The organism is Stenotrophomonas sp. SMYL8 (genome assembly GCF_036320065.1).
Taxonomy (GTDB): Bacteria; Pseudomonadota; Gammaproteobacteria; order Xanthomonadales; family Xanthomonadaceae; genus Stenotrophomonas; species Stenotrophomonas maltophilia_A.
In genome coordinates, this window is sequence record NZ_JAWIRR010000029.1 from 14,223 (window position 1) to 34,407 (window position 20,185).

Consider the following 20,185-nt stretch of genomic DNA (forward strand, 5'->3'; position numbering starts at 1 on the left):
CGGCCCGATTGTGCCGCATCGCCTGCCAAGCCCGTGTTCAGGCCGGTTCTCACCCTCTGCACGAGACGCAGGCCACAGTGACCGCATGGCAGGCAACGACGATCTGGTGGTGCTGCGCCCGGAGGGGCTGTACTGCGCCGCCGGCGATTTCCATATCGACCCGTGGCGACCGGTAGCGCGCGCGGTCATCACCCATGGCCACGGCGACCATGCCCGCCCGGGCATGGGGGAGTACCACTGCAGCGAAGGCAGCCTGCCGATCCTGCGCTGGCGTCTGGGTGACGTGCCGGTGCAGGGGCATGCCGAGGGTGTGCCGTTCCGCCTCGGGCAGGTGCAGGTATCGCTGCATCCGGCCGGCCACGTGCTCGGTTCGTCACAGGTACGCATCGACGACGGGCAGCAGGTATGGGTAGCCTCCGGCGACTACAAGCGACAGCCTGATCCGACCTGCACACCGTTCGAAGTGGTGCCCTGCGATACCTTCATCACTGAAGCTACGTTCGCACTGCCGATCTACCGCTGGCCGGACACGCCGGCGGTGGCTGCAGAGATCGTGGCGTGGCGCCGCGAATGCGAACAACGTGGCGAAGCCGCGATCCTGCTGTGCTACGCATTGGGCAAGGCACAGCGGGTGCTGGCCGAGCTGCTGCCGCTGGACGATCGACCAGCCTGGCTGCACGGCGCCATCGCCAATGGCGTGGCGGTGTACCGGCAGGCCGGGGTGCCGATGCTGGAGACGCTCACCGTGGCCGAGCAGGGCCGCCAGCCTGATGCCGCCGGCCAGCTGATCCTCGCGCCGCCGTCGGCTGCGGGTACGCCCTGGATGCGCCGCTTCGGCCGCCACCAGCTGGGCTTCGCATCCGGCTGGATGCAGCTGCGCGGCAATCGGCGGCGCCGCAATGTCGATCGCGGTTTCGTCATTTCCGATCACGCCGATTGGCCAGCACTGCTGCAGACCATCGAACAGACGGGCGCGCAGCGGGTGATCGCTACCCATGGCAATACCGATGCGTTGATTCCGTTCCTGCGCGAGCGCGGCGTGGCTGCCGAAGCCTTCCGCACCGATTTCGGGAGCGAGGAATGAAGGCCTTCGCTGCGCTCTACCAGCGCCTGGACCGCAGCACGGCTACGCTGGACAAGCGTGCAGCCCTGGTCGACTACTTCCGCCAAGCGCGCGCGCACGATGCGGCATGGGCGATGTACCTGCTCAGCGGTGGCAAGGTGGGCGGCGCACGCCGGAAGATCGCCGCCAGCGGCGAACTGCGCGGCTGGATTGCCGAAGAATCCGGCTTGCCCCCCTGGTTGGTGGAAGACAGCTATGCACAGGTGGGTGACCTGGCCGAAACGCTGACCCTGCTGCTGGATGATCCATCGCAGCCAGCCGCCGACCGCCCGTTGGCTGATTGGATCGAACAGCATCTGCTGGCCGTGGCCAACCAACCCGAGACAGTACGCCGCGCTGCGGTCGTCGCCGGGTGGCGGCAGCTGTGCAGCAGCGAACGCCTGGTGTTCAACAAGCTGCTGACCGGCGCCCTGCGCGTTGGCGTTTCGCAGCGACTGGTACAGCAGGCACTGGCGGAATGGTCCAGCCTGGACATCGCACGCATCGCCCAGCGCATGCTCGGCGAGTGGGTCCCCTCGCCCGGGCTGCTGGCTCAACTGCTGTCACCGGACGAGCTGCCGTCCGACCGCCAGCAGCCCTACCCCTTCTTCCTCGCCTCCCCTCTGGAAGGCGATCCTGCCGAACGCCTCGGCGCGATCGACGACTGGCTGCTGGAATGGAAATGGGATGGCATACGCCTGCAGCTGCTGCGCCGGCGTGGCGAAGTCGCGCTGTGGTCCCGTGGCGAGGAACGACTGGATGGCCGCTTCCCCGAGATCGAGCACGCCGCGATGGCGTTGCCGGAGGGCTGCGTGCTGGACGGAGAGCTGCTGGCCTGGGACGAAACCGCCAACCTGCCGCGCGCATTCACCGCCCTGCAGACCCGCATCCAGCGTCGCAAGCCAGGAGCAGCGACTCTGCGCAACACGCCGGTACGCGTGCTCGCCTATGACCTGCTGGAGCACGATGGCGCGGATCTGCGTGAGCTGCCGTTGCAGGAACGGCGTACGCGGCTTGCCGCGGTCATCGGCGCATTGGACGATGTGCGGATCCAGCTGTCGCCCGACGTTGCCGCCGTCGACTGGGCGCAGGCGGCGGCGATGCGCGATATGGCACGCGAACGTGGCGTGGAAGGGCTGATGCTGAAACGACGCGGCTCACCCTACCTGGCTGGGCGACGCCGCGGTGACTGGTGGAAATGGAAGGTCGATCCGCTCACCATCGATGCGGTGCTCCTGTACGCACAGGCTGGCCATGGGCGGCGCAGCACGCTGTACACCGACTACACCTTCGGCGTCTGGGACGGCGACACGCTGGTGCCGGTGGCCAAGGCGTATTCGGGCTTGGACGACAAGGAGATCCTCGCGCTTGACCGCTGGATCCGCGCCAACACCCGCGAGCGTTTCGGGCCGGTGCGCAGCGTACGCGCCGAACAGGTGTTCGAACTGGGTTTCGAAGCGGTCAACCGCAGCAGCCGGCACAAGTCGGGGATCGCCGTGCGCTTTCCGCGCATCCTGCGCTGGCGCCACGACAAGCCTGCCAGCGAGGCCGATCAGCTGGCCAGCCTGCAGGCGCTGGCGCGATGACACGCAGCCAGGCACTGCGCCGGCTGGAAGACTGGTTCGCGGCACGCGGCTGGCGCTCACTGCCTTTCCAGCGCGCGATGTGGCGGCATTACCTGGCCGGCGAATCCGGGTTGCTGCATACGCCCACGGGCAGCGGCAAGACGCTGGCGATGTTCGGCGGGCCGTTGCTGCAGGCGCTGATCGATCCACCGCCCTCGCCCCGCCGCGCCAGTGCGGTGCGCCCATTGCAGGTGCTGTGGGTAACGCCCTTGCGCGCGTTGGGCAGTGATACCGCACGCGCGCTCCAGGCCGTCGTCGACGGCTTGGGACTGGGATGGCGTGTCGGCCTGCGCAGCGGTGACGCCAGCAACCGCGAGCGGCGCCAGGCCCGCGAAGGCCGCATCGACGTACTGGTCACCACGCCCGAATCACTGGCGCTGCTGCTGAGCTATCCGGATACGTTGCCGCGCATGCGCCAGCTGCGCTGCGTGGTGGTGGACGAATGGCATGAGCTGCTGGGCAACAAGCGCGGTGTGCTGCTGCAGTTGAACCTGGCGGTGTTGCGCGATGCTGCGCCTGCAGTGCAGCTGTGGGGGCTTTCGGCCACGCTGGGCAACCTGGATGAGGCGCGCGACGTGCTGCTGCCCGGACAGCCCGACGCGCCGATCGTGCAGGGCGTGCGCCCGCGCGCGATCAGCGTGCGCAGCCTGCTGCCGGAACCCGGCGAACGTTTTCCGTGGGCCGGGCATCTGGGCCTGGCGCAGCTGCCGCGGGTGCTGGACGCGTTGATGCGGGCACGCAGCAGCCTGTTGTTCACCAACACCCGTGCGCAGGCAGAACTGTGGCATCAGGCGCTGGCCGCGGTCTGGCCGGAAGCCCCGGACACGCTTGCGCTGCACCACGGCTCGCTGGATCCAGCGCTGCGCCAGCAGGTCGAGGATGGCCTGCGCGCGGGCGCGCTGCGCTGCGTGGTTGCCACCTCCAGCCTCGACCTCGGCGTGGACTTCCCCGAGGTTGAGCAGGTACTGCAGCTGGGCAGCCCGAAGGGCGTGGCGCGCCTGCGCCAACGCGCCGGACGCGCACGCCACCGTCCGGGTGCCAGCGGCTCGATCCTGTGCGTCCCCAGCCATGCGCTGGAGCTGGCCGAGTACGCCGCGGTGCGCCGTGCATTGGCCGAAGGCGTGGTCGAAGCACGCAGGCCACCGACGCTTTCGCTGGATGTGCTGGCCCAGCATGCGGTCAGCCGCGCTCTGGCTGGCGGCTTCGACAGCGCCGCGCTGCTGGCGCAGGTACGGCGTACCCATGCTTTCGCGTCTCTCGGCGACGATCAATGGCAGGCCGTGCTCACGTTCATCGTGCAGGGCGGCCAGGCGCTGGCCCAGTACCCCGATTTCCACAAGGTCGTGCGTGATGCCGATGGGCAGTACCGCATGCACGACCGTCGCCAGGCGCTGCGCCATCGGCTATCGATCGGCACCATCAGCAGCGATGGCAGCGTGCGCGTGCAGTTCCTGCGCGGCGGTAGCCTGGGCGCCGTGGAAGAACAGTTCGCCAGCCGCCTGCGCCGTGGCGATCGCTTCCAGTTCGCCGGACGCCTGCTGGAGCTGGTGCAGCTGCGCGACATGACCGCCTTCGTGCGGTTGGCACGAGGGCGCGGTGACGGTGTCGTGCCACGCTGGCAGGGCGGCCAGCTGCCGCTGTCGATGCCGCTCGGCCGCGAGCTGGAGTGGGTCCTGTCCGGGGCCGACGACAGTGCCGAATCACGCTGGCTGTCACCCCTGCTGGCACTGCAGCAGCAGTTGTCGTCGCTTCCCGGCCCTGGCCACCTTCTGGTGGAAGAGGTGCGACGCCGCGAAGGCCAGTTCCTGTTCGTCTATCCCTTTGCCGGCCGCCACGTGCATGAGGCGCTGGCCGCCCTGCTGGCGCTGCGCTGCACCCGTCAGCAGCGCAATAGCATCGGCTATGCCGTCAATGACCATGGCCTGGTGCTGGCACCGGCACAGGCAATCGATCTGGACGCGACGCAATGGCGTGCGCTGTTCAGCCCCGATCAGCTGCTCGACGATCTGCGTGCCGCGGTGAACCTGGGCGAGCTGGCGCGCCGCCAGTTCCGTGGCATCGCACGGGTAGCTGGCCTGCTGGTACCCAGCCTGCCCGGCGGCATGCCGCGATCACTGCGCCAGCTGCAGGCCTCGGCGGGCCTGCTCTTCGACGTGCTGCGCGAGCACGATCCTGACCACCTGCTGCTGGCGCTGGCCGAGCACGAGGTGCTGCACGACAGCCTCGACCTGCCCGGGTTACAGCAGGTACTGGCAAGGATCGGCACGCAGATCCTCTCGATGCAGCGTCCGTCGTCACTTACACCACTGGGCTTCCCGTTGTGGGCCGAACGCCTGCGTGGGCAGTTCAGCAACGAGGACTGGCGTACCCGCGTGCAACGCGCGGCCCAGCAGCTGGAGCGCCGCCATGGCCGATGAACTGCCGCTGCTGCGCGCGGGCGAATCGCTGAGTCTGCTTGGCGCGCGTGCGCTGTACTGGCCCGCGCGGCAGGCGCTGTTGATCGCCGACCTGCACCTGGGCAAGGCCGATGTGTTCCGCCGCGCCGGCATCGCACTGCCCAGTGGCGGCACTGGCGAAGACCTGCAACGCCTGCAGGAACTGCTGGACCGGCATGCCTGCCGCGAGCTGTGGATCCTGGGCGACATCCTGCATGGACCGGCGCATCGCGCCGCGTGGTACCAGCAATGGCTGGGATGGCGCGAACGCAATACCGCACTGGACGTGCACGTCCTGCGCGGGAATCACGATCACCAGCTGCCACATGCCCAGCTGCAGGTACAGGTCCACGACGAAGTGCGGCTGCAGCCGTTCCTGCTTCGCCATGAGCCGACGCCCGATGCGGAGCTGCATGTGATCGCCGGGCATCTGCATCCGCAGGTCGCCTTGGCGCCGTTGCGACGGCGCTTCCCCGCATTCTGGCTGCGCGAGAGGATGACGGTCCTTCCGGCCTTTTCCGCGTTCACCGCCGGAATCGTGCCTGTTCCCGCTCTCGGCGAACAGATGGTCGCCTGCGTGGAAAACGGCCTGGTGGAACTGCCAGTGGTTTGAATCAGGCCGGACCAATGCCCAACTGCGGCATCAACTGGAACTCGGGCGTGTCATCTTCGCGTCGCCGCGGCAGGGCCTGGGTTGCCGCCAGCATCTCCTGCGCGCAGGCACGGATGCGTGCGTGGTGCTCCGGCGATGCATGACTGATCAGGCTGCCCACATGGAATTCAAACACGTCCTCCAGTACGTCGGGCTGGTCCTCGTGCAGCATCTGCAACAGTCCGCGCAGCTTGCAGATTTCCGATTCCAGCTCCTCGACCGCGAACAACATGGCGTCCTCCTCTTCAACAACAGGCGGCACGTCCGGGCCGCAACAGGCCGCAACGGCAGCGCCGCCCGGGCCACGCGCGATGTTGATCACGGAAATGAAAACGGGCGACGCGCAATCGCGTGCAATCTACTTCTCGCATATCCACGGTGAGGCAACCGTTAATTCACGTGACGGCGTGCTTCACGCCGTTGCCGCGGCCACGTGCGCGCGAGGTGGTTCGGCGGCTCTGGCCAGCGCGTCGATGAATGCCGGATCCAGCGCAAGCGAACCGAACCAGCCGTGCTGGGTGCCACTGAGCACGCGCAGCATGTGGCCACGGCCACCGGGCAGGCGCCCCATCGGGCCCAGCAGCACGTCACGCGCCTTCGCCCAGGCGTCGCGGTCGGACTGGAACAGCGGCGTCAGCCAACGACTCCAGCGCTGGTACACCGCAACGTGTGCCCTGCGTTGCGCCTGGTAGGCCTGCAGCGCGACCGTGCTGCCGCCGTAGGTGCGCACCGCATCGCGCAGCGCCAGCGCATCGAGCAGCGCCATGTTCACGCCCTGCCCCAGCTGCGGGCTCATCGCATGCGCGGCATCACCGGCCAGCACCATGCGGCCGTGGTGCCAGCGCGTCATCACCGCATCACGGTAGACCGCGCGCGCCAACTGGCCGGCATCACGCAGATGGGCGAAGCGCGCACTGGCCTGCGGCCACAGTGCATGCAGTTCATCCAGCCAGGGCGTCATGCCATCGGCCTGCCAGCGTTCGAAGTCGGCGCGTGGCAGGCTCCAGAAGAAACTCAGGCGCGGCGTGTCATCACCGGGGCGCGTGCCGACCGGCAGCAGTCCGATCATCTTGCGCGCGGCCACGTAACGCTGCCGCAGCTCCTGCACGTGCGGCCAGTCCTCGGCCGGCAGCAGGCACCACAGCGCCCCCCACGGATACACGCGGTCCAGCCCGGCACCGCCGGCGATCGTGCCGCGCAGCGTCGACGCGGCGCCATCGGCGACCACTACCAGGTCGAACGGGCCATGCGTGCGCCCGTCGCTGTCGCGCAGACGGCCGTGTTCGGCATCCACCTCGGTAATGTTGGTACCGGCATGCAGCTGGCCCTCGCCTGCACGCGCCTCGTCCAACAGCGAGAACAAAGCCCCGCGCTGCATGCCCAGGCCGTGCAGGCGCGCATCCAGTCCCTCGTAGCGCATGTCCATCACCGCGCGCTCGCACGGCGTGTCGCCATACAGGCGGTGCACCGGCGCGGCATGTGCGCGCACGGAATCAAGCAGGCCCATCTGCCACAGTACCTGCAGGCCGCTGGGCTGCAGCAGGAAACCGGCACCCACCGGCCCCGGCGTGGGCACGCGTTCGAAGATCTCCACCTCGTGGCCGTCACGGGTGAGCAGGATGGACACTGCCTGTCCAGCGGTACCGTAGCCGATCACGGCGATGCGCAGTCGTTCCGTCATGGCCGCATTGTGCCCGAGGCGGGTGGATCGCGAGCGGGTCGCGGGCAATCCGCGCAAAAAAAACCCCGCCGAAGCGGGGTTTTCAACGCACTGTCGAGTGGATCACTCGGCCGGCGTGATGTTCGAAGCCTGGGCACCCTTCGGGCCCTGGGTCACGTCATAGGTGACACGCTGGCCTTCCTGCAGGCTGCGGAAGCCCTTGGTGTTGATGGCGGAGAAGTGCGCGAACACGTCGGCGCTGCCATCCTCCGGCGAGATGAAGCCAAATCCCTTGGCGTCGTTGAACCACTTGACGGTACCGTTCGGCATGGTGATGCGAGACCTTATGCAATGAATGGGTGGTGTACGCTGAACCCGCGCACAAGCTGAGTATGCAAAGCTTGCTCGGGGAAGACAATCACCCCCGTGCCAATTCGCCCACCAGTTCCGGAAGTCCGTTGCCGGCCGCCTGCACGTTGGCCAGCACTTCGGCCATCGTGATCTCCTCGCCATCACCACAGCCGGCAGCCCAGTTGGCGATGATCGCCAGGCAGGCGTAATCCAGCCCCAGCTCGCGTGCCAGGGCGGCTTCCGGCATGCCGGTCATGCCCACCAGATCGCAGCCGTCGCGGCGCATACGGGCGATTTCAGCGATGGTTTCCAGGCGCGGCCCCTGCGTTGCGCCGTAGCAGCCACCGTCATGGACCGTGACGCCGGTCACTTTGGCCGCCGCCAGGATCTTGCTGCGCAGCATTGGTGTGTACGGGTGGCCGAAATCAACGTGGACCACGTCGGTGCCTTCTTCCTCACAGATCGTGCTGATGCGGCCCCAGGTGTAGTCGATGATCTGGTCCGGGCAGGCCAGCACGCGCGGACCAAAGTGTTCGGTGATGCCCCCCACCGTGTTCAACGCCAGCACGCGCTGCGCGCCCAGCTGCTGCAGCGCGGCCAGGTTGGCGCGGTAGTTGATCTTGTGCGGCGGCAGCGAATGGCCTTCGCCATGCCGCGCCAGGAACGCCACGCGATGGCCGAGCAGCGTACCAACGCGCACCGGGCCCGACGGACGGCCGAAGCGGGTGTCGACCTCGTGGGTCTGCACGTCGTCAAGCTTGGCCAGGTTATAGACACCGGTACCGCCGATCACGGCCAGGGCGATCTGTTGCATTCGAAGCACTCCATGAAAAGACGAACGCCGGCACCCGAGGATGCCGGCGGCAGAAGAAGACGCGCCGCGGGCGGCTGCGCCGTTATTCCTTCATCGCGTAGATGGCCGGCACGCAGCGCAGGGTTTCGTTGACGTCCATGCCGAAGCCGAACACGTAACGGTCCGGCAGTTCGATGCCGGCGTAGTCGGCAGTCACGTCCGGCAGCGCGCGGTCGTGCTTCTTCACCGTCATCGCGGCGATGCGCACGTCGGTCGCGCCCTGTTCCAGGCACCAGGTGCGCACGCCCTGCAGGGTGTAACCCTCGTCGAGGATATCGTCGACCAGCAGCACGCGGCGACCGAACAGCGAGGTGGCCGGTTTGTGCTTCCAGACCAGGTCGCCGCCGGTGGTTTCACCGCGGTAACGGGTGGCGTGCAGGTAATCGAACTGCACGTCCTGGCCGCGCGCGCCCAGTTCCAGCGCCAGCTGGCCGGCGAACGGCAGCGCACCGTGCATGATGGACAGGAACAGCGGCACCTCGCCCTTGTAATCGCGCGCGATGGCGTCGGCGATACCAGCGATGGCCTTGTCGATGGTGGGGCGGTCGACCAGCAGGTCAGCCTGGGCCAGGGCCTGGGAAATGGTGAGGTTGGGCATCAGACGGTTCTTCCAAGGGTTTCAAGCAGACGGGATTGGGTGTCGCCATGGCGGGCATCGGCCAGCAGGCCGTCCCAGCCGAGCGCGCCGCGGCCCAGCAGGCCCAGCAGCGCAGCAGTATTGAGGGCGCGTCCCTGCACCGCGTGCAGGGCTTCATCGACCAGTTCCGGGTGGCAGACCAGCACCACGTCGCAGCCGGCATCCAGATGCGCGTGCACGCGCGCCGGCACGCCGCCCGCACTGTGCGAGGCGGCCATGCCGATGTCATCGGAGAACACCACGCCGCGGAAGCCGAGCTCGCCGCGCAGGATGTCCTGGATCCAGCGCGGCGAATAGCCGGCCGGTTCCGGTGCCACCTGCGGATAGATCACGTGCGCCATCATCACCGCGTCGGCACCGGCGGCGATGCCGGCCTGGAACGGGACCAGGTCCTGCGCGCGCAGCTCGTCCAGCGCACGCGGGTCGATCGCGGTATCCACGTGGGTATCTTCCAGCACGGTGCCATGGCCGGGGAAATGCTTGAGCGTGGCGGCCATGCCGACCGCATGCATGCCGCGCACGTAGGCGGCGGTGAACGCGGCCACCACCTGCGGGTCTTCACTGAAGGCGCGGTTGCCAATGGCGCGGTTGCCACGGCCAAGGTCGACCACCGGCGCGAAGCTCAGGTCCAGGCCACTGGCGCGCACTTCGCTGGCCATCAGCCAGGCGTGCTGCTCGGCCAGCGTCAGCGCCTGCTGCGGATCGGTGGCGTACAGCGCCCCGATGTCCTGCAGCGGCGGCAGCTCGCTGTAGCCCTCGCGGAAGCGCTGCACGCGGCCGCCTTCCTGGTCCACGCAGATCAGCTGCGGGCGCGGCGCGGCAGCGCGGATCGCCGCGCTCAGATCGGTCACCTGCTGGCGCGAGGCGAAGTTGCGCTTGAACAGCACCACCCCGGCCACGGCATCGTGCTGCAGCCAGTCACGTTCCTGGGCGGTCAGTTCGGTGCCGGCAACGCCGATCAGCAGCATGGTCGATCTCCACAACGCGCGCCCGCATGGCGCAGTGCCGCATTGTCGCAGAACCGGCCGACAGGCGCAGTGGTCAGAAAAAGGGGACGGAGGGGATTAAGCCGCAATCGGCCCCTACGGGCTGGATACGTCTTAATTCCCTCCGTCCCCTTTTCGGATCCGGTCAGACCTTGCAGCCGTCCGGGCCGCAGGCCTCGTCGCCGTCAGCCGGGGCCGCAGGCGCGCCCTGCTCGGCGGCGATCTGGCGCAGGGCGTTGGCGAAGGCCTCGGGGGGCTGCGCCCCGGAAATGGCCCACTTCCCATCGATGACGAAGGTCGGCACCGAAGAAACGCCCAATGCATGAGCCTGCGCCAGCTTGGCTTCGACCTCGGCCAGGCCGCGGTCGGAGGCCAGCATCTGCGTGATTTCACCCGCGTCGAGGCCGCCTGCCGCGCCCGCCTTGATCAGCACCGAGGGGTCCGCCAGGTTCTGACCGTGCTCGAAGTGGGCGCGGAACAGTGCTTCGCCCACCGCATCCTGCACGCCGTGCTCGCCCGCCAGCCACAACACCCGGTGCGCCGGCAGCGTGGTCACCCGCACCTGGCCCTGGCTGAAGTCCATCGGCAGGCCCTCGGCCCGCGCGGTGGTCTGGGTCTGGCCGAGGATCTGTTCGGTACGCTCAACGCCGCCGAACTTGCGCACATAGGCCTCGCGCAGCGGCACCGGGGTGTCGTCCGCGTCCGGGTCCAGCTGGAACGGCTGCCAGTGGATATCGAGTTCAGGCGCGTTGGCGCCCAGCAACTGCACGCCCTGCTGGAAACGATGCTTGCCGATCCAGCACCAGGGGCAGACCACGTCGGAGTAGATGTCGATTCTCATCCTTTCCACATGGGGGCCGACACCCTCGATAAAAGGGGACGGAGGGGATTAAGTCGTTTCCCGCACAGATGGGGTAAAGACGACTTAATCCCCTCCGTCCCCTTTTGGGCGGCTTCACCACTCTGAATACGGGTGGCTGGCCAGGGCAACGTTGTAGTAGCGGGCATCATCGGTGACTTCGGCACCCACCCAGTCCGGCAGGTCGATGGCCTGGTCAGCGCTGTCCAGCTCAACCTCAGCCACTACCAGGCCGGCGTTGTCGCCGAGGAACTCGTCCACCTCCCAGGTCAGGCCGGCGTGTTCGACCAGATGGCGGCGCTTGTCGATCAGGCCGCCCACGCACAGCGCCAGCAGTGCGCGCGCATCGTCCACCGGGATCGGATAGTCGAACTCCTGGCGGGTGTGGCCGATGGTGCGCGACTTCAGGTTCAGCGCGGCGTGGTCGCCCTCGATGCGCACGCGCACCGAGGCGTTCTGGGTGCCGCGGTCGAGCGCGCCCATGTCGTTGATGTAGCCCTGCGCCATCGGGATCACCCGGTGCGCGGCGGTGCGCCAGCCATCACTGCTGACGAGGAATTTGCGTTCGATTTCGATGCCCATCGCGCCATTATGCGCGATGGGCATGACAGCCGATCAGCGCTTCTCGAATACCGCGATGCTTTCCACGTGTGCGGTGTGCGGGAACATGTCCATGGCACCGGCACTGACCAGGGTGAAGCCCTGTTCGTTGACCAGATAGCCGGCATCGCGTGCCAGCGAACCCGGGTGGCAGCTGACGTAGACGATGCGCTTGAACTGCTTCAGCGGCAGCTGCTGCAGCACTTCGATCGCGCCCGAGCGCGGCGGATCCAAGAGCAGCTTGTCGAAGCCCTGGCGCATCCACGGCGTGCTGCGCTGGTCCTGGGTGAGGTCGGCGCTGAAGAACTGGGCGTTGGTCAGGCCGTTGCGCTCGGCATTCTCACGGGCCCGCGCGACGAGGCCAGCATCGCCTTCCACACCGACCACTTCGCGCACGCGGCGCGCCAGCGGCAGGGTGAAGTTGCCCAGGCCGCAGAACAGGTCCAGCACACGCTCGTCCTCACCCGGCTCCAGCAGGTCCAGGGCGTGGGCGATCATCTTCTCATTGAGCTTGGCGTTGACCTGGATGAAGTCCAACGGACGGAACGCCAGCTCCACGTCCCACGGCGCCAGCCGGAACGACAGCGGCACGCCCTGCCCGTCCAGCGGCTGCACGGTATCCACGCCACCGGACTGCAGGTAGATCACGAAACTATGCTGCTGGCCGAAGGCGGCCCAGGCCGCACGATCGGCGTCGCTGAGCGGCTGCAGGTGGCGCACGGTCAGGACCACGGCCTGGTCGCCAGCGATGAATTCGATCTGCGGGATGTCACGCTTGCCATCGAGCGATTCGATGAAGCTGGACAGCGCCTCGACCTTGGTGCCGATCTCGGGGATCACGGTCAGGCACTGGCTGAGGTCGGCGACGAATCGCGGATCCTGTTCACGGAAGCCGACCAGGGTCTTGTCCTTCTTTTCGACCCGGCGCACGGAGAAGCGACCCTTGCGCCGGTAGCCCCAGCTCTCACCGACCAGCGGCGCCAGCACGGTGCCCGGCTTCACGTGGCCGATGCGCTCCAGGTTGTCCATCAGCACGCGCTGCTTGGCGACAATTTGCTGGTCTTCGTCCAGGTGCTGCAGCACGCAGCCGGCGCAGGTGCCGAAGTGCGGGCACTTCGGGGTGACGCGCTGCGGCGAGGCCTGCAGCACTTCCACCGTACGCGCTTCGTCGAAATGGCGGCTGCGGGCGGTCTGTTCGGCCATGACCACCTCGCCCGGCAGGGCGCCGCTGACGAAGGTGACCTTGCCGCCCTCGCCTTCACGGCGGGCGACACCGCGACCATCATGGCTGAGGTCGAGGATCTCGGTCTGGAACGGGGTACGGTCGATGCGGGAGCGGGATCGGGCCACGTGGCAACAGGCTGCGGGCAAAAATGGGGGCGTATTGTCGCAGATCCTGACCGGCAGGGTCCGGACCCGCTTGCGCCCGCCGCCGCTGTGCTTGATGATTGCAACAGCTGACATGGAGGCAGCCCTGATGCAGATGACCCCGCGGGCCAGCCGGCCCCGCTTCCTGCTTGTCGAGGACGACATCATCAGCCGCGGTTTTTTCAAGGCGGCGTTGGAAACGTTACCGGCGGACGTGGACACCGCAGACTCATTGGCCAGTGCCCTGGCCAGCGCCGAGCCCGGTGCGCATGACCTGTGGCTGATCGACGTCAACCTGCCTGACGGCAACGGCGCGCAGCTGCTGCGCGAACTGCGACGTTCACATCCCGACACCCCGGCGTTGGCGCATACCGCCGACGGTGATACCTCGATCCATGCGCGCCTGCGCGAGGCCGGTTTCAGCGACACGCTGGTCAAGCCGCTGGGCCGCGACCAGCTGCTGAAGGCGGTGCGCCGCGCCCTGGTCAACAGTCCGGCCGGGATCGTCATGGCCCAGGCGCCGGCCGCGGTCGAGCTGCAGGTACAGGACTGGGACGAGACTGCGGCACTGGCCGCGCTCAATGGCCAGCGCAACCACCTGATCGCGCTGCGCGAGCTGTTCCTGGCCGAGCTGCCGGGCGTACGCGATGCGGTCGAGCAGGCGGTGGACCAGCATGACGAGCGCCAGCTGCGCAGCCAGTTGCATCGGCTGCAGGCGAGCTGTGGCTTCGTGGGGGCGGCGCGGTTGGGGCGGGCGGTGCGCCAGCTGCATCATGCGCCGGAGTCCGGGCAGGCCCAGGCGGGGTTCCGCGACGCGGTGGCTGCCCTGCTGCATTGAGGGTTGTTCGGCAGGGCTGCGCCCTGCACCTGCCGAAGCCTTCAAGCCAGGGCAACGTCAAACGTCAAAGGCCAGAGCAGCATTCCGTGGGATGGCGGGGCACTGTGGGTTTGCGGGGACGGCGCAAGTACGTCCATGTAGCCTTGGTCGCCGCTTGCTCGTGTGCGCGTTCCTGCGCACACGGCAAGACCGGGGTTGGGCGTCCTGCCCAACCCGCCCGAGGCATGCCTCGGGCCCATGCGGCTCACACCCCGCAAACCCACAGTGCCCCGCCTTCGACAGTTGGCCGGTGGCCAGTAGATCCACGCCATGCGTGGATGAATCTCAATCGGAATCAAATATTTCGAATTGAAATCGAAACGCATCCACGCATGGCGTGGCTCTACTGTGTCGACCAAGGTCGACACCCACCAGAGCAGAGTGCCATTCCGACAGCTCGCGAGAAACTGTCCAAGGCGGGGTGGGTCCGGTTGCGGGGGCGTGAGCCGCATGGATGCGGCGACCGAGCTTACATGGGTGAGGGCGCTTTGCTTGCGAAGCATTGCTTCGCAAGCGCCCGAACGCACAGCCGCCAGCGGCTGGGCCGGGCCCCGGAGGGGGACTTGCAGCGTCCCCCGCAACCGGACCCACCCCGCCTACCCACGGATAGCCAGCTTTTGCAGTTGACGTTGACGTTGATTCGGCAGGTGCAGGGCTGCAAGCCCTGCCGCCCCCCCCTCAACGCCTGGGCGCGAGCTGCTCGAGCATTTCCCAGGACTTCAGGCCGCGCGGCCCCAGGTGATGGGCCAGCACCCGCCGCATCGGCAGGCGCAGACTGGCCAGGTCGGCGGCATCGGGCTCTTCATCGGCGGCCAGCGCCAGCAGCGCAGAACCCGTCGCGGCCGCCCGGCGTTCCCCACCGCGCTCGCTGAGCAGGCGCTGCGCGCCTTCCTGTGGGTCCAGTTCGTAGCGCGCGGCCGGGTCGATCGGCTGGCCGTCGCTGGCGCTGTCCAGATCGAAACCCAGGCCCAGCGCAGACAGCAGCTCGCGCTCAAACCGGCGCAGGGTCCAGGCCAGGCCGGCGCCCACGGCCAGCCGCGCGCGTGCCTCGCCGTAGGCCAGGTACAACTCCGGCAGCGGGTCCTGGCGCGGGGCCAGGCGCAGGGTCAATTCACTCAGATAGAAGCCGGCCAGCATCGCCTGGCCGACCAGGCGCGGGGCAGCATCCAGTGCCTCGGCACCCCGCAGCTGGGCCAATTCGCCCCGCTGCTGGGCACTGAAGCGGATCCACTGCAGCGGCTGCAGGGCCGCGCGCAGCACCTGTCCCTTGGCGGTGGATACGCCACGCGCGAGCAGGCCGATCCGGCCATGCTGCGCGCTCAGTACTTCGACCAGCAGGCTGGTCTCGCGATAGGCCCGTGCATGCAGCACGAAGCCGGTGTCGTCCTCGATCATCATCGAAGCGACTGCAACGGCTTACTCGTAACCGAAGGCCTTCAGTGCGGCCTCGTCGTCGGACCAGCCTTCACGCACGCGCACCCAGGTCTCCAGGAACACCTTGGCGCCGAACAGGCGCTCCATCTGCAGGCGGGACTTGGCCCCGATCTCCTTCAGGCGGGTACCACCCTTGCCGATCACGATCGCCTTCTGGCCCTCGCGCTCGACCCAGATCACCGCACCGATGCGCAGCAGGTTGCCATCTTCGGTGAAGCGCTCGATTTCCACGGTGGTGGCATACGGCAGCTCTTCGCCCAACTGGCGCATCAGCTGTTCACGTACCAGTTCGCCGGCCAGGAAGCGCTGGCTGCGGTCGGTGATCTCGTCTTCGCCGAACATCGGCGGCGCTTCCGGCAGCAGCGCCAGTACGTCGCGTACCAGTGCTTCCAGGCCGTTGCGCTTCTGCGCCGAGATCGGATGCACCGACGAGAAATCGCGGCCGGCCGTGACTTCCTGCAGGAACGGCAGCAGCGCGCCCTTGTCCTTCAGCCGGTCGATCTTGTTGACCACCAGCACCACCGGGATACCGGCGTCGCGCAGAACATTGAAGGCCAGGCTGTCTTCCTCGTCCCAGCGACCGGCTTCGATCACCAGCAGGCCGGCATCGACGCCTTCCAGCGAGCCACGCGCGGCGCGGTTCATCACCCGGTTCATCGCCCGCTTCTGCACCTTGTGCAGGCCGGGGGTGTCGACCAGCACCAGCTGGCCTTCCGGATAGGTGGCGATGCCCAGCAGGCGATGGCGCGTGGTCTGCGGGCGGTTGGAAACGATGCTGACCTTGGCGCCGACCAGGGCATTGGTCAGGGTCGATTTGCCCACGTTCGGGCGGCCGATGACGGCCACGCTGCCGCAATGATGGGAAGTTTGTTCGCTCACTTGGAATCCAGTTGTTCTAGGACGGCCGCAGCCGCCTGTTGTTCGGCAAGCCGCCGCGAGGCGCCTTCGCCCTCGGTGCTGGCGGCCGGGTCGGCTACGTTGCAGCGTACCCGGAAGTGCTTGGCGTGGTCGTCACCGGATTCTGACACCAGTTCATACTGCGGCAACGCCTTCTGTCGGGCCTGCAGCCATTCCTGCAGGCGGGTCTTGGGGTCCTTCTCGGGCCGGCCGGAAGCCGGCAGGGCCTCGATCGAAGCGCTGAACCAGGGCAGTACCACCGCCCGGCAGGCCTCGAAGCCGGCATCCAGGTAGATCGCGGCCACCACGGCTTCCACGGCATCGGCCAGAATCGAGTCGCGACGATGACCGCCGGACTTCATTTCGCCGGGGCCCAGCGTCAGCCGTTCGCCTAGTTCCAGGGTGCGCCCGATCACCGCCAGCGCGCCTTCACGCACCAGCTCGGCACGGGCACGGGTCATCGCGCCTTCGTCGGCCTTGGGCCAGCGTCGGTACAACGCCTCGGCCGCCATCATGTTGACGATGCTGTCGCCGAGGAACTCCAGGCGCTCGTTGTGCGGCGCACCGGCACTGCGATGCGTCAGCGCCTGCTTGAGCAGGGCCGGGTCACTGAAGGCATGACCGATCAGGTCGCCACGTTGGATGAATTTACTGGGCACCGCTTCGTGTCAGGTCCTGGGAAGAATCGAATTTGCCAACCACATCGAGGTTGCCGATCAGCTGACGGCGCACTTCGTAGTTGACCTTGAGGGTCCAGCCATTGTCGCGACGGTCGAACTTCACGTTGGCCGGCTTCACGTTGTCCGAATAGTTGATGTACAGGCGCTTGAAGAACAGATCCTGGATGCGCGCCGGCTCCATGCTGCCCACGCCCGGCTCGTTGGCCAGGCTCTTCATCGCCGAGCGCACCGCGTAGTACTCCTGGTACATCGGGAACAGCTTCATGCCGATGTAGAGGAAGAAGCCAACCACGATCAGGACCGTCAGGAACGAGGTCAGGGTCATGCCACGCTGCGTGTTCATCGTCTTCATTGCGTTCTCCCCAGATACGCGTTGGATGTGAAAATACTCAGTTGGTGCCCGCTCAGTTGATGCTCGAGCCGATCCGCGACGGCTCGAAGCCATCCTTGCAGAACCAACCCTGGCAGTTCAGCCAGATCAGGAACGCCTTGCCACGCAGGTTCTCTTCCGGCAGCAGGCCCCAGAAACGGCCGTCGTCGCTGTTGTCGCGGTTGTCGCCCATCACCAGGTACTTGCCGGCCGGCACGGTCCACTGGCCCTGGCCACGTGGATAGTCGGTCTCCAGCACCGTGTGGGTGCGGCCCGGCAGGTGCTCGACCAGCAGGTTGGCGCCCTCGCCCTGGCCCTTGTGGCCGGCGTAGATGCCCTTGTTGTCGTACTTCAGCGGCTCGCCGTTGAGGATCACGCCGTCGCCTTCGAAGACCACGGTGTCGCCCGGCACGCCGATCACGCGCTTGATGAAGTTCTCGCCCTTGGCCGGATCGTTCTCGCCATGGCCGGGGAAGTGGAACACCACCACGTCACCCCGCGAGGGCTCGCCCACCGGCACGAACTTGGTGTTGCTGATCGGCAGGCGCAGGCCGTAGGAGAACTTGTTGACCAGGATGAAATCGCCGATCAGCAGGTTCGGCATCATCGAGCTGGACGGGATCTTGTACGGCTCGGCAATGAAGCTGCGCACGATCAGCACGATCGCCAGCACCGGGAAGAACGCACGCGAGTAGTCCACCAGCACCGGCTCGGAATCGAGCAGGCCCGCGCGCTGGGCGCGACGCTTGGCGAGGTACAGCTTGTCCGCAAGCAGGATCAGGCCCGAGGCCAGGGTCAGCACGACCAGGAGGATCTCAAACAGTTTCATTCAGGGTCCTTTGCAACGTCACCAGACGACCGGCCCCGCAGGGCCGGTGCGGGCTTACTTGTTGTCCATCTGCAGCACGGCCAGGAACGCTTCCTGCGGGATCTCCACGCGGCCGACCTGCTTCATGCGCTTCTTGCCTTCCTTCTGCTTTTCCAGAAGCTTCTTCTTGCGCGAAACGTCGCCACCATAGCACTTGGCCAGCACGTTCTTGCGCATGGCCTTGACCGTGGTACGGGCGATGATCTGCGAGCCGACGGCGGCCTGGATGGCCACGTCGAACATCTGGCGCGGGATCAGGTCCTTCATCTTTTCGCACAGCTCGCGGCCGCGACGGTCGGCATGGCTGCGGTGCACGATCAGCGACAGTGCATCGACCTTGTCACCGTTGATCAGTACGTCCACGCGCACGAACGGGCCTGCGTCGAAGCGCACGAAGTGGTAGTCCAGCGAGGCATAGCCACGGCTGACCGACTTCAGCTTGTCGAAGAAGTCCAGCACCACCTCGGCCATCGGCAGCTCGTAGCTGATCTGCACCTGGCTGCCCAGGTAGTTGATGCCGATCTGGCTGCCGCGCTTCTCTTCGCACAGCTTGATGATGTTGCCGATGTACTCCTCGGGGGTGAGCACGTTGGCACGGATGATCGGCTCGCGGATCTCCTCGACCTGGTTCACCGGCGGCAGCTTGGCCGGGTTGTCCATGTTGATGATCGAGCCATCGGTCTTCAGGACTTCATACACCACCGTCGGCGCGGTGCTGATCAGGTCCAGGTTGTATTCGCGCTCCAGGCGCTCCTGCACGATTTCCATGTGCAGCATGCCGAGGAAGCCGCAGCGGAAGCCGAAGCCCATCGCCTCGGAGCTTTCCGGCTCGAAACGCAGCGCGGCATCGTTCAGGCGCAGCTTGTCCAGCGCTTCGCGCAGGTCCGGGTAGTCCTCGGCATCGACCGGGAACAGGCCGGCGAACACGCGCGGCTGCATTTCCTGGAAGCCCGGCAGCGGCTTCGGCGCCGGGTCGCCGGCCAGGGTCAGGGTGTCGCCGACCGGCGCACCGTGCACGTCCTTGATGCTGGCGGTGACCCAGCCCACTTCGCCAGCCTTCAGTGCCGGCAGCACCTTGCGCTTCGGGGTGAACACACCGACGTTGTCGACCTGGTGGTTGCGGCCGGTGGACATCACCTGCAGCTTGTCGCCGGCCTTGATCTCGCCCTGCATCACGCGCACCAGCGAGACCACGCCCAGGTAGTTGTCGAACCAGGAGTCGATGATCAGCGCCTGCAGCTTCTCGGTGTCGCGCGGCTTCGGCGGCGGGATGCGATGCACGATCGCTTCCAGCACGTCCTGCACGTTCAGGCCGGTCTTGGCACTGACCGGCACGGCGTCGGAGGCGTCGATGCCGATCACGGCCTCGATCTCGGCCTTGGCACGCTCGATGTCGGCGGTGGGCAGGTCGATCTTGTTGATCACCGGCACCACTTCCAGGCCCTGCTCCACGGCGGTGTAGCAGTTGGCCACCGACTGCGCTTCCACGCCCTGGGCCGCATCGACCACCAGCAGCGCGCCTTCGCAGGCGGCCAGCGAGCGGCTGACTTCATAGGAGAAGTCGACGTGGCCGGGGGTGTCGATGAAGTTCAGATGGTAGGTCTGCCCGTCCTTGGCCAGGTACGGCAGCGACACCGACTGCGCCTTGATCGTGATGCCACGCTCGCGCTCGATCGGGTTGGAGTCGAGCACCTGCGCTTCCATCTCGCGGGCCTGCAGGCCACCACAGAGCTGGATGATGCGGTCGGCCAGCGTGGACTTGCCGTGGTCGACATGGGCGATGATGGAGAAGTTGCGGATGTTCCGCATCGAATCAGAAGACATAGGTGGCGGCGGCGCGCGGCGTCGTCAGGGTAACGGTCGATTATCGCATGCCCGGCGCCCGCCCGCGAAAACGGCCTCATCGGACCGGGCCCGGAATGGCCGAAGCC

20 protein-coding genes are annotated in these 20,185 nt (G+C 67.2%); 5 read left to right on the forward strand and 15 right to left on the reverse strand.

What is annotated here, in order from left to right:
- Window positions 1-85 precede the first annotated feature (85 nt).
- The 4 genes from V3B25_RS18205 to pdeM are packed head-to-tail and all read left to right on the forward strand — an operon-like array spanning window position 86 to window position 5,775.
- Window positions 86-1,084, forward strand: a complete 999-nt coding sequence (locus tag V3B25_RS18205; protein ID WP_107431489.1) for a ligase-associated DNA damage response exonuclease — start codon at window positions 86-88, stop codon at window positions 1,082-1,084.
- Complete coding sequence (locus V3B25_RS18210) at window positions 1,081-2,688, forward strand: ATP-dependent DNA ligase (RefSeq protein ID WP_329811188.1); 1,608 nt, start codon at window positions 1,081-1,083, stop codon at window positions 2,686-2,688. Before V3B25_RS18205 ends, V3B25_RS18210 begins: the two co-directional genes overlap by 4 nt.
- Window positions 2,685-5,144 carry a ligase-associated DNA damage response DEXH box helicase gene (locus V3B25_RS18215; RefSeq protein ID WP_329811190.1) on the forward strand — a complete coding sequence of 820 codons (2,460 nt, stop codon included), beginning with the start codon at window positions 2,685-2,687 and terminating at the stop codon, window positions 5,142-5,144. Before V3B25_RS18210 ends, V3B25_RS18215 begins: the two co-directional genes overlap by 4 nt.
- Window positions 5,134-5,775 (forward strand): ligase-associated DNA damage response endonuclease PdeM, encoded by a 642-nt coding sequence (gene pdeM / locus V3B25_RS18220; protein ID WP_262083443.1) that lies wholly within the window; start codon window positions 5,134-5,136, stop codon window positions 5,773-5,775. Before V3B25_RS18215 ends, pdeM begins: the two co-directional genes overlap by 11 nt.
- 1 nt (window position 5,776) lies before the next feature.
- Here the strand turns inward: pdeM and V3B25_RS18225 are convergent, their stop codons facing one another.
- From V3B25_RS18225 to rlmD, 9 genes are all read right to left on the reverse strand, one after another.
- Entirely contained in the window at window positions 5,777-6,046 is a 270-nt protein-coding gene (locus tag V3B25_RS18225) for a hypothetical protein (protein ID WP_100473560.1), read from the reverse strand.
- A 180-nt stretch (window positions 6,047-6,226) separates the two neighbouring features.
- Complete coding sequence (locus V3B25_RS18230; RefSeq protein ID WP_329811191.1) at window positions 6,227-7,495, reverse strand: NAD(P)/FAD-dependent oxidoreductase; 1,269 nt, start codon at window positions 7,493-7,495, stop codon at window positions 6,227-6,229.
- Between the two features lie 102 nt (window positions 7,496-7,597).
- A complete protein-coding gene (locus tag V3B25_RS18235) occupies window positions 7,598-7,804 on the reverse strand; it encodes a cold-shock protein (RefSeq protein ID WP_329811193.1) in 207 nt (68 codons plus the stop codon).
- Window positions 7,805-7,892: 88 nt separating this feature from the next.
- A complete protein-coding gene (locus V3B25_RS18240; RefSeq protein ID WP_010482830.1) occupies window positions 7,893-8,639 on the reverse strand; it encodes an S-methyl-5'-thioinosine phosphorylase in 747 nt (248 codons plus the stop codon).
- Between the two features lie 82 nt (window positions 8,640-8,721).
- Window positions 8,722-9,276 (reverse strand): hypoxanthine-guanine phosphoribosyltransferase, encoded by a 555-nt coding sequence (locus V3B25_RS18245; protein ID WP_005410592.1) that lies wholly within the window; start codon window positions 9,274-9,276, stop codon window positions 8,722-8,724.
- Window positions 9,276-10,283, reverse strand: a complete 1,008-nt coding sequence (nagZ, locus tag V3B25_RS18250) for a beta-N-acetylhexosaminidase (protein WP_329811195.1) — start codon at window positions 10,281-10,283, stop codon at window positions 9,276-9,278. Before nagZ ends, V3B25_RS18245 begins: the two co-directional genes overlap by 1 nt.
- Before the next feature lie 163 nt (window positions 10,284-10,446).
- On the reverse strand, window positions 10,447-11,142 hold the full coding sequence (locus V3B25_RS18255) for a DsbA family oxidoreductase (protein ID WP_329811196.1): 696 nt from the start codon (window positions 11,140-11,142) through the stop codon (window positions 10,447-10,449).
- 114 nt (window positions 11,143-11,256) lie between these two features.
- On the reverse strand, window positions 11,257-11,742 hold the full coding sequence (locus V3B25_RS18260) for a CYTH domain-containing protein (RefSeq protein ID WP_032129341.1): 486 nt from the start codon (window positions 11,740-11,742) through the stop codon (window positions 11,257-11,259).
- Between the two features lie 33 nt (window positions 11,743-11,775).
- Window positions 11,776-13,110, reverse strand: coding sequence for a 23S rRNA (uracil(1939)-C(5))-methyltransferase RlmD (gene rlmD, locus V3B25_RS18265; RefSeq protein WP_329811198.1), 1,335 nt, complete (start codon window positions 13,108-13,110; stop codon window positions 11,776-11,778).
- 127 nt (window positions 13,111-13,237) lie between these two features.
- Here rlmD and V3B25_RS18270 point away from each other — a divergent pair, with 127 nt between their 5' ends.
- A complete protein-coding gene (locus V3B25_RS18270; RefSeq protein WP_032129364.1) occupies window positions 13,238-13,966 on the forward strand; it encodes a response regulator in 729 nt (242 codons plus the stop codon).
- A 717-nt stretch (window positions 13,967-14,683) separates the two neighbouring features.
- Here the strand turns inward: V3B25_RS18270 and recO are convergent.
- Genes recO through lepA form a run of 6 tightly spaced genes read right to left on the reverse strand, consistent with a single transcriptional unit; the run spans window position 14,684 to window position 20,063 of the window.
- Entirely contained in the window at window positions 14,684-15,403 is a 720-nt protein-coding gene (recO, locus tag V3B25_RS18275) for a DNA repair protein RecO (RefSeq protein WP_032129846.1), read from the reverse strand.
- An 18-nt stretch (window positions 15,404-15,421) separates the two neighbouring features.
- A complete protein-coding gene (era, locus tag V3B25_RS18280) occupies window positions 15,422-16,318 on the reverse strand; it encodes a GTPase Era (protein WP_010482823.1) in 897 nt (298 codons plus the stop codon).
- On the reverse strand, window positions 16,315-16,995 hold the full coding sequence (rnc, locus tag V3B25_RS18285; RefSeq protein ID WP_032129847.1) for a ribonuclease III: 681 nt from the start codon (window positions 16,993-16,995) through the stop codon (window positions 16,315-16,317). The genes era and rnc overlap by 4 nt, the downstream gene beginning before the upstream one ends.
- Window positions 16,985-17,368 (reverse strand): DUF4845 domain-containing protein, encoded by a 384-nt coding sequence (locus V3B25_RS18290; protein ID WP_010482821.1) that lies wholly within the window; start codon window positions 17,366-17,368, stop codon window positions 16,985-16,987. Before V3B25_RS18290 ends, rnc begins: the two co-directional genes overlap by 11 nt.
- Before the next feature lie 52 nt (window positions 17,369-17,420).
- Window positions 17,421-18,215 carry a signal peptidase I gene (lepB, locus tag V3B25_RS18295; protein ID WP_032129848.1) on the reverse strand — a complete coding sequence of 265 codons (795 nt, stop codon included), beginning with the start codon at window positions 18,213-18,215 and terminating at the stop codon, window positions 17,421-17,423.
- 54 nt (window positions 18,216-18,269) lie between these two features.
- On the reverse strand, window positions 18,270-20,063 hold the full coding sequence (lepA, locus tag V3B25_RS18300) for a translation elongation factor 4 (RefSeq protein ID WP_049463329.1): 1,794 nt from the start codon (window positions 20,061-20,063) through the stop codon (window positions 18,270-18,272).
- Window positions 20,064-20,185 lie beyond the last annotated feature (122 nt).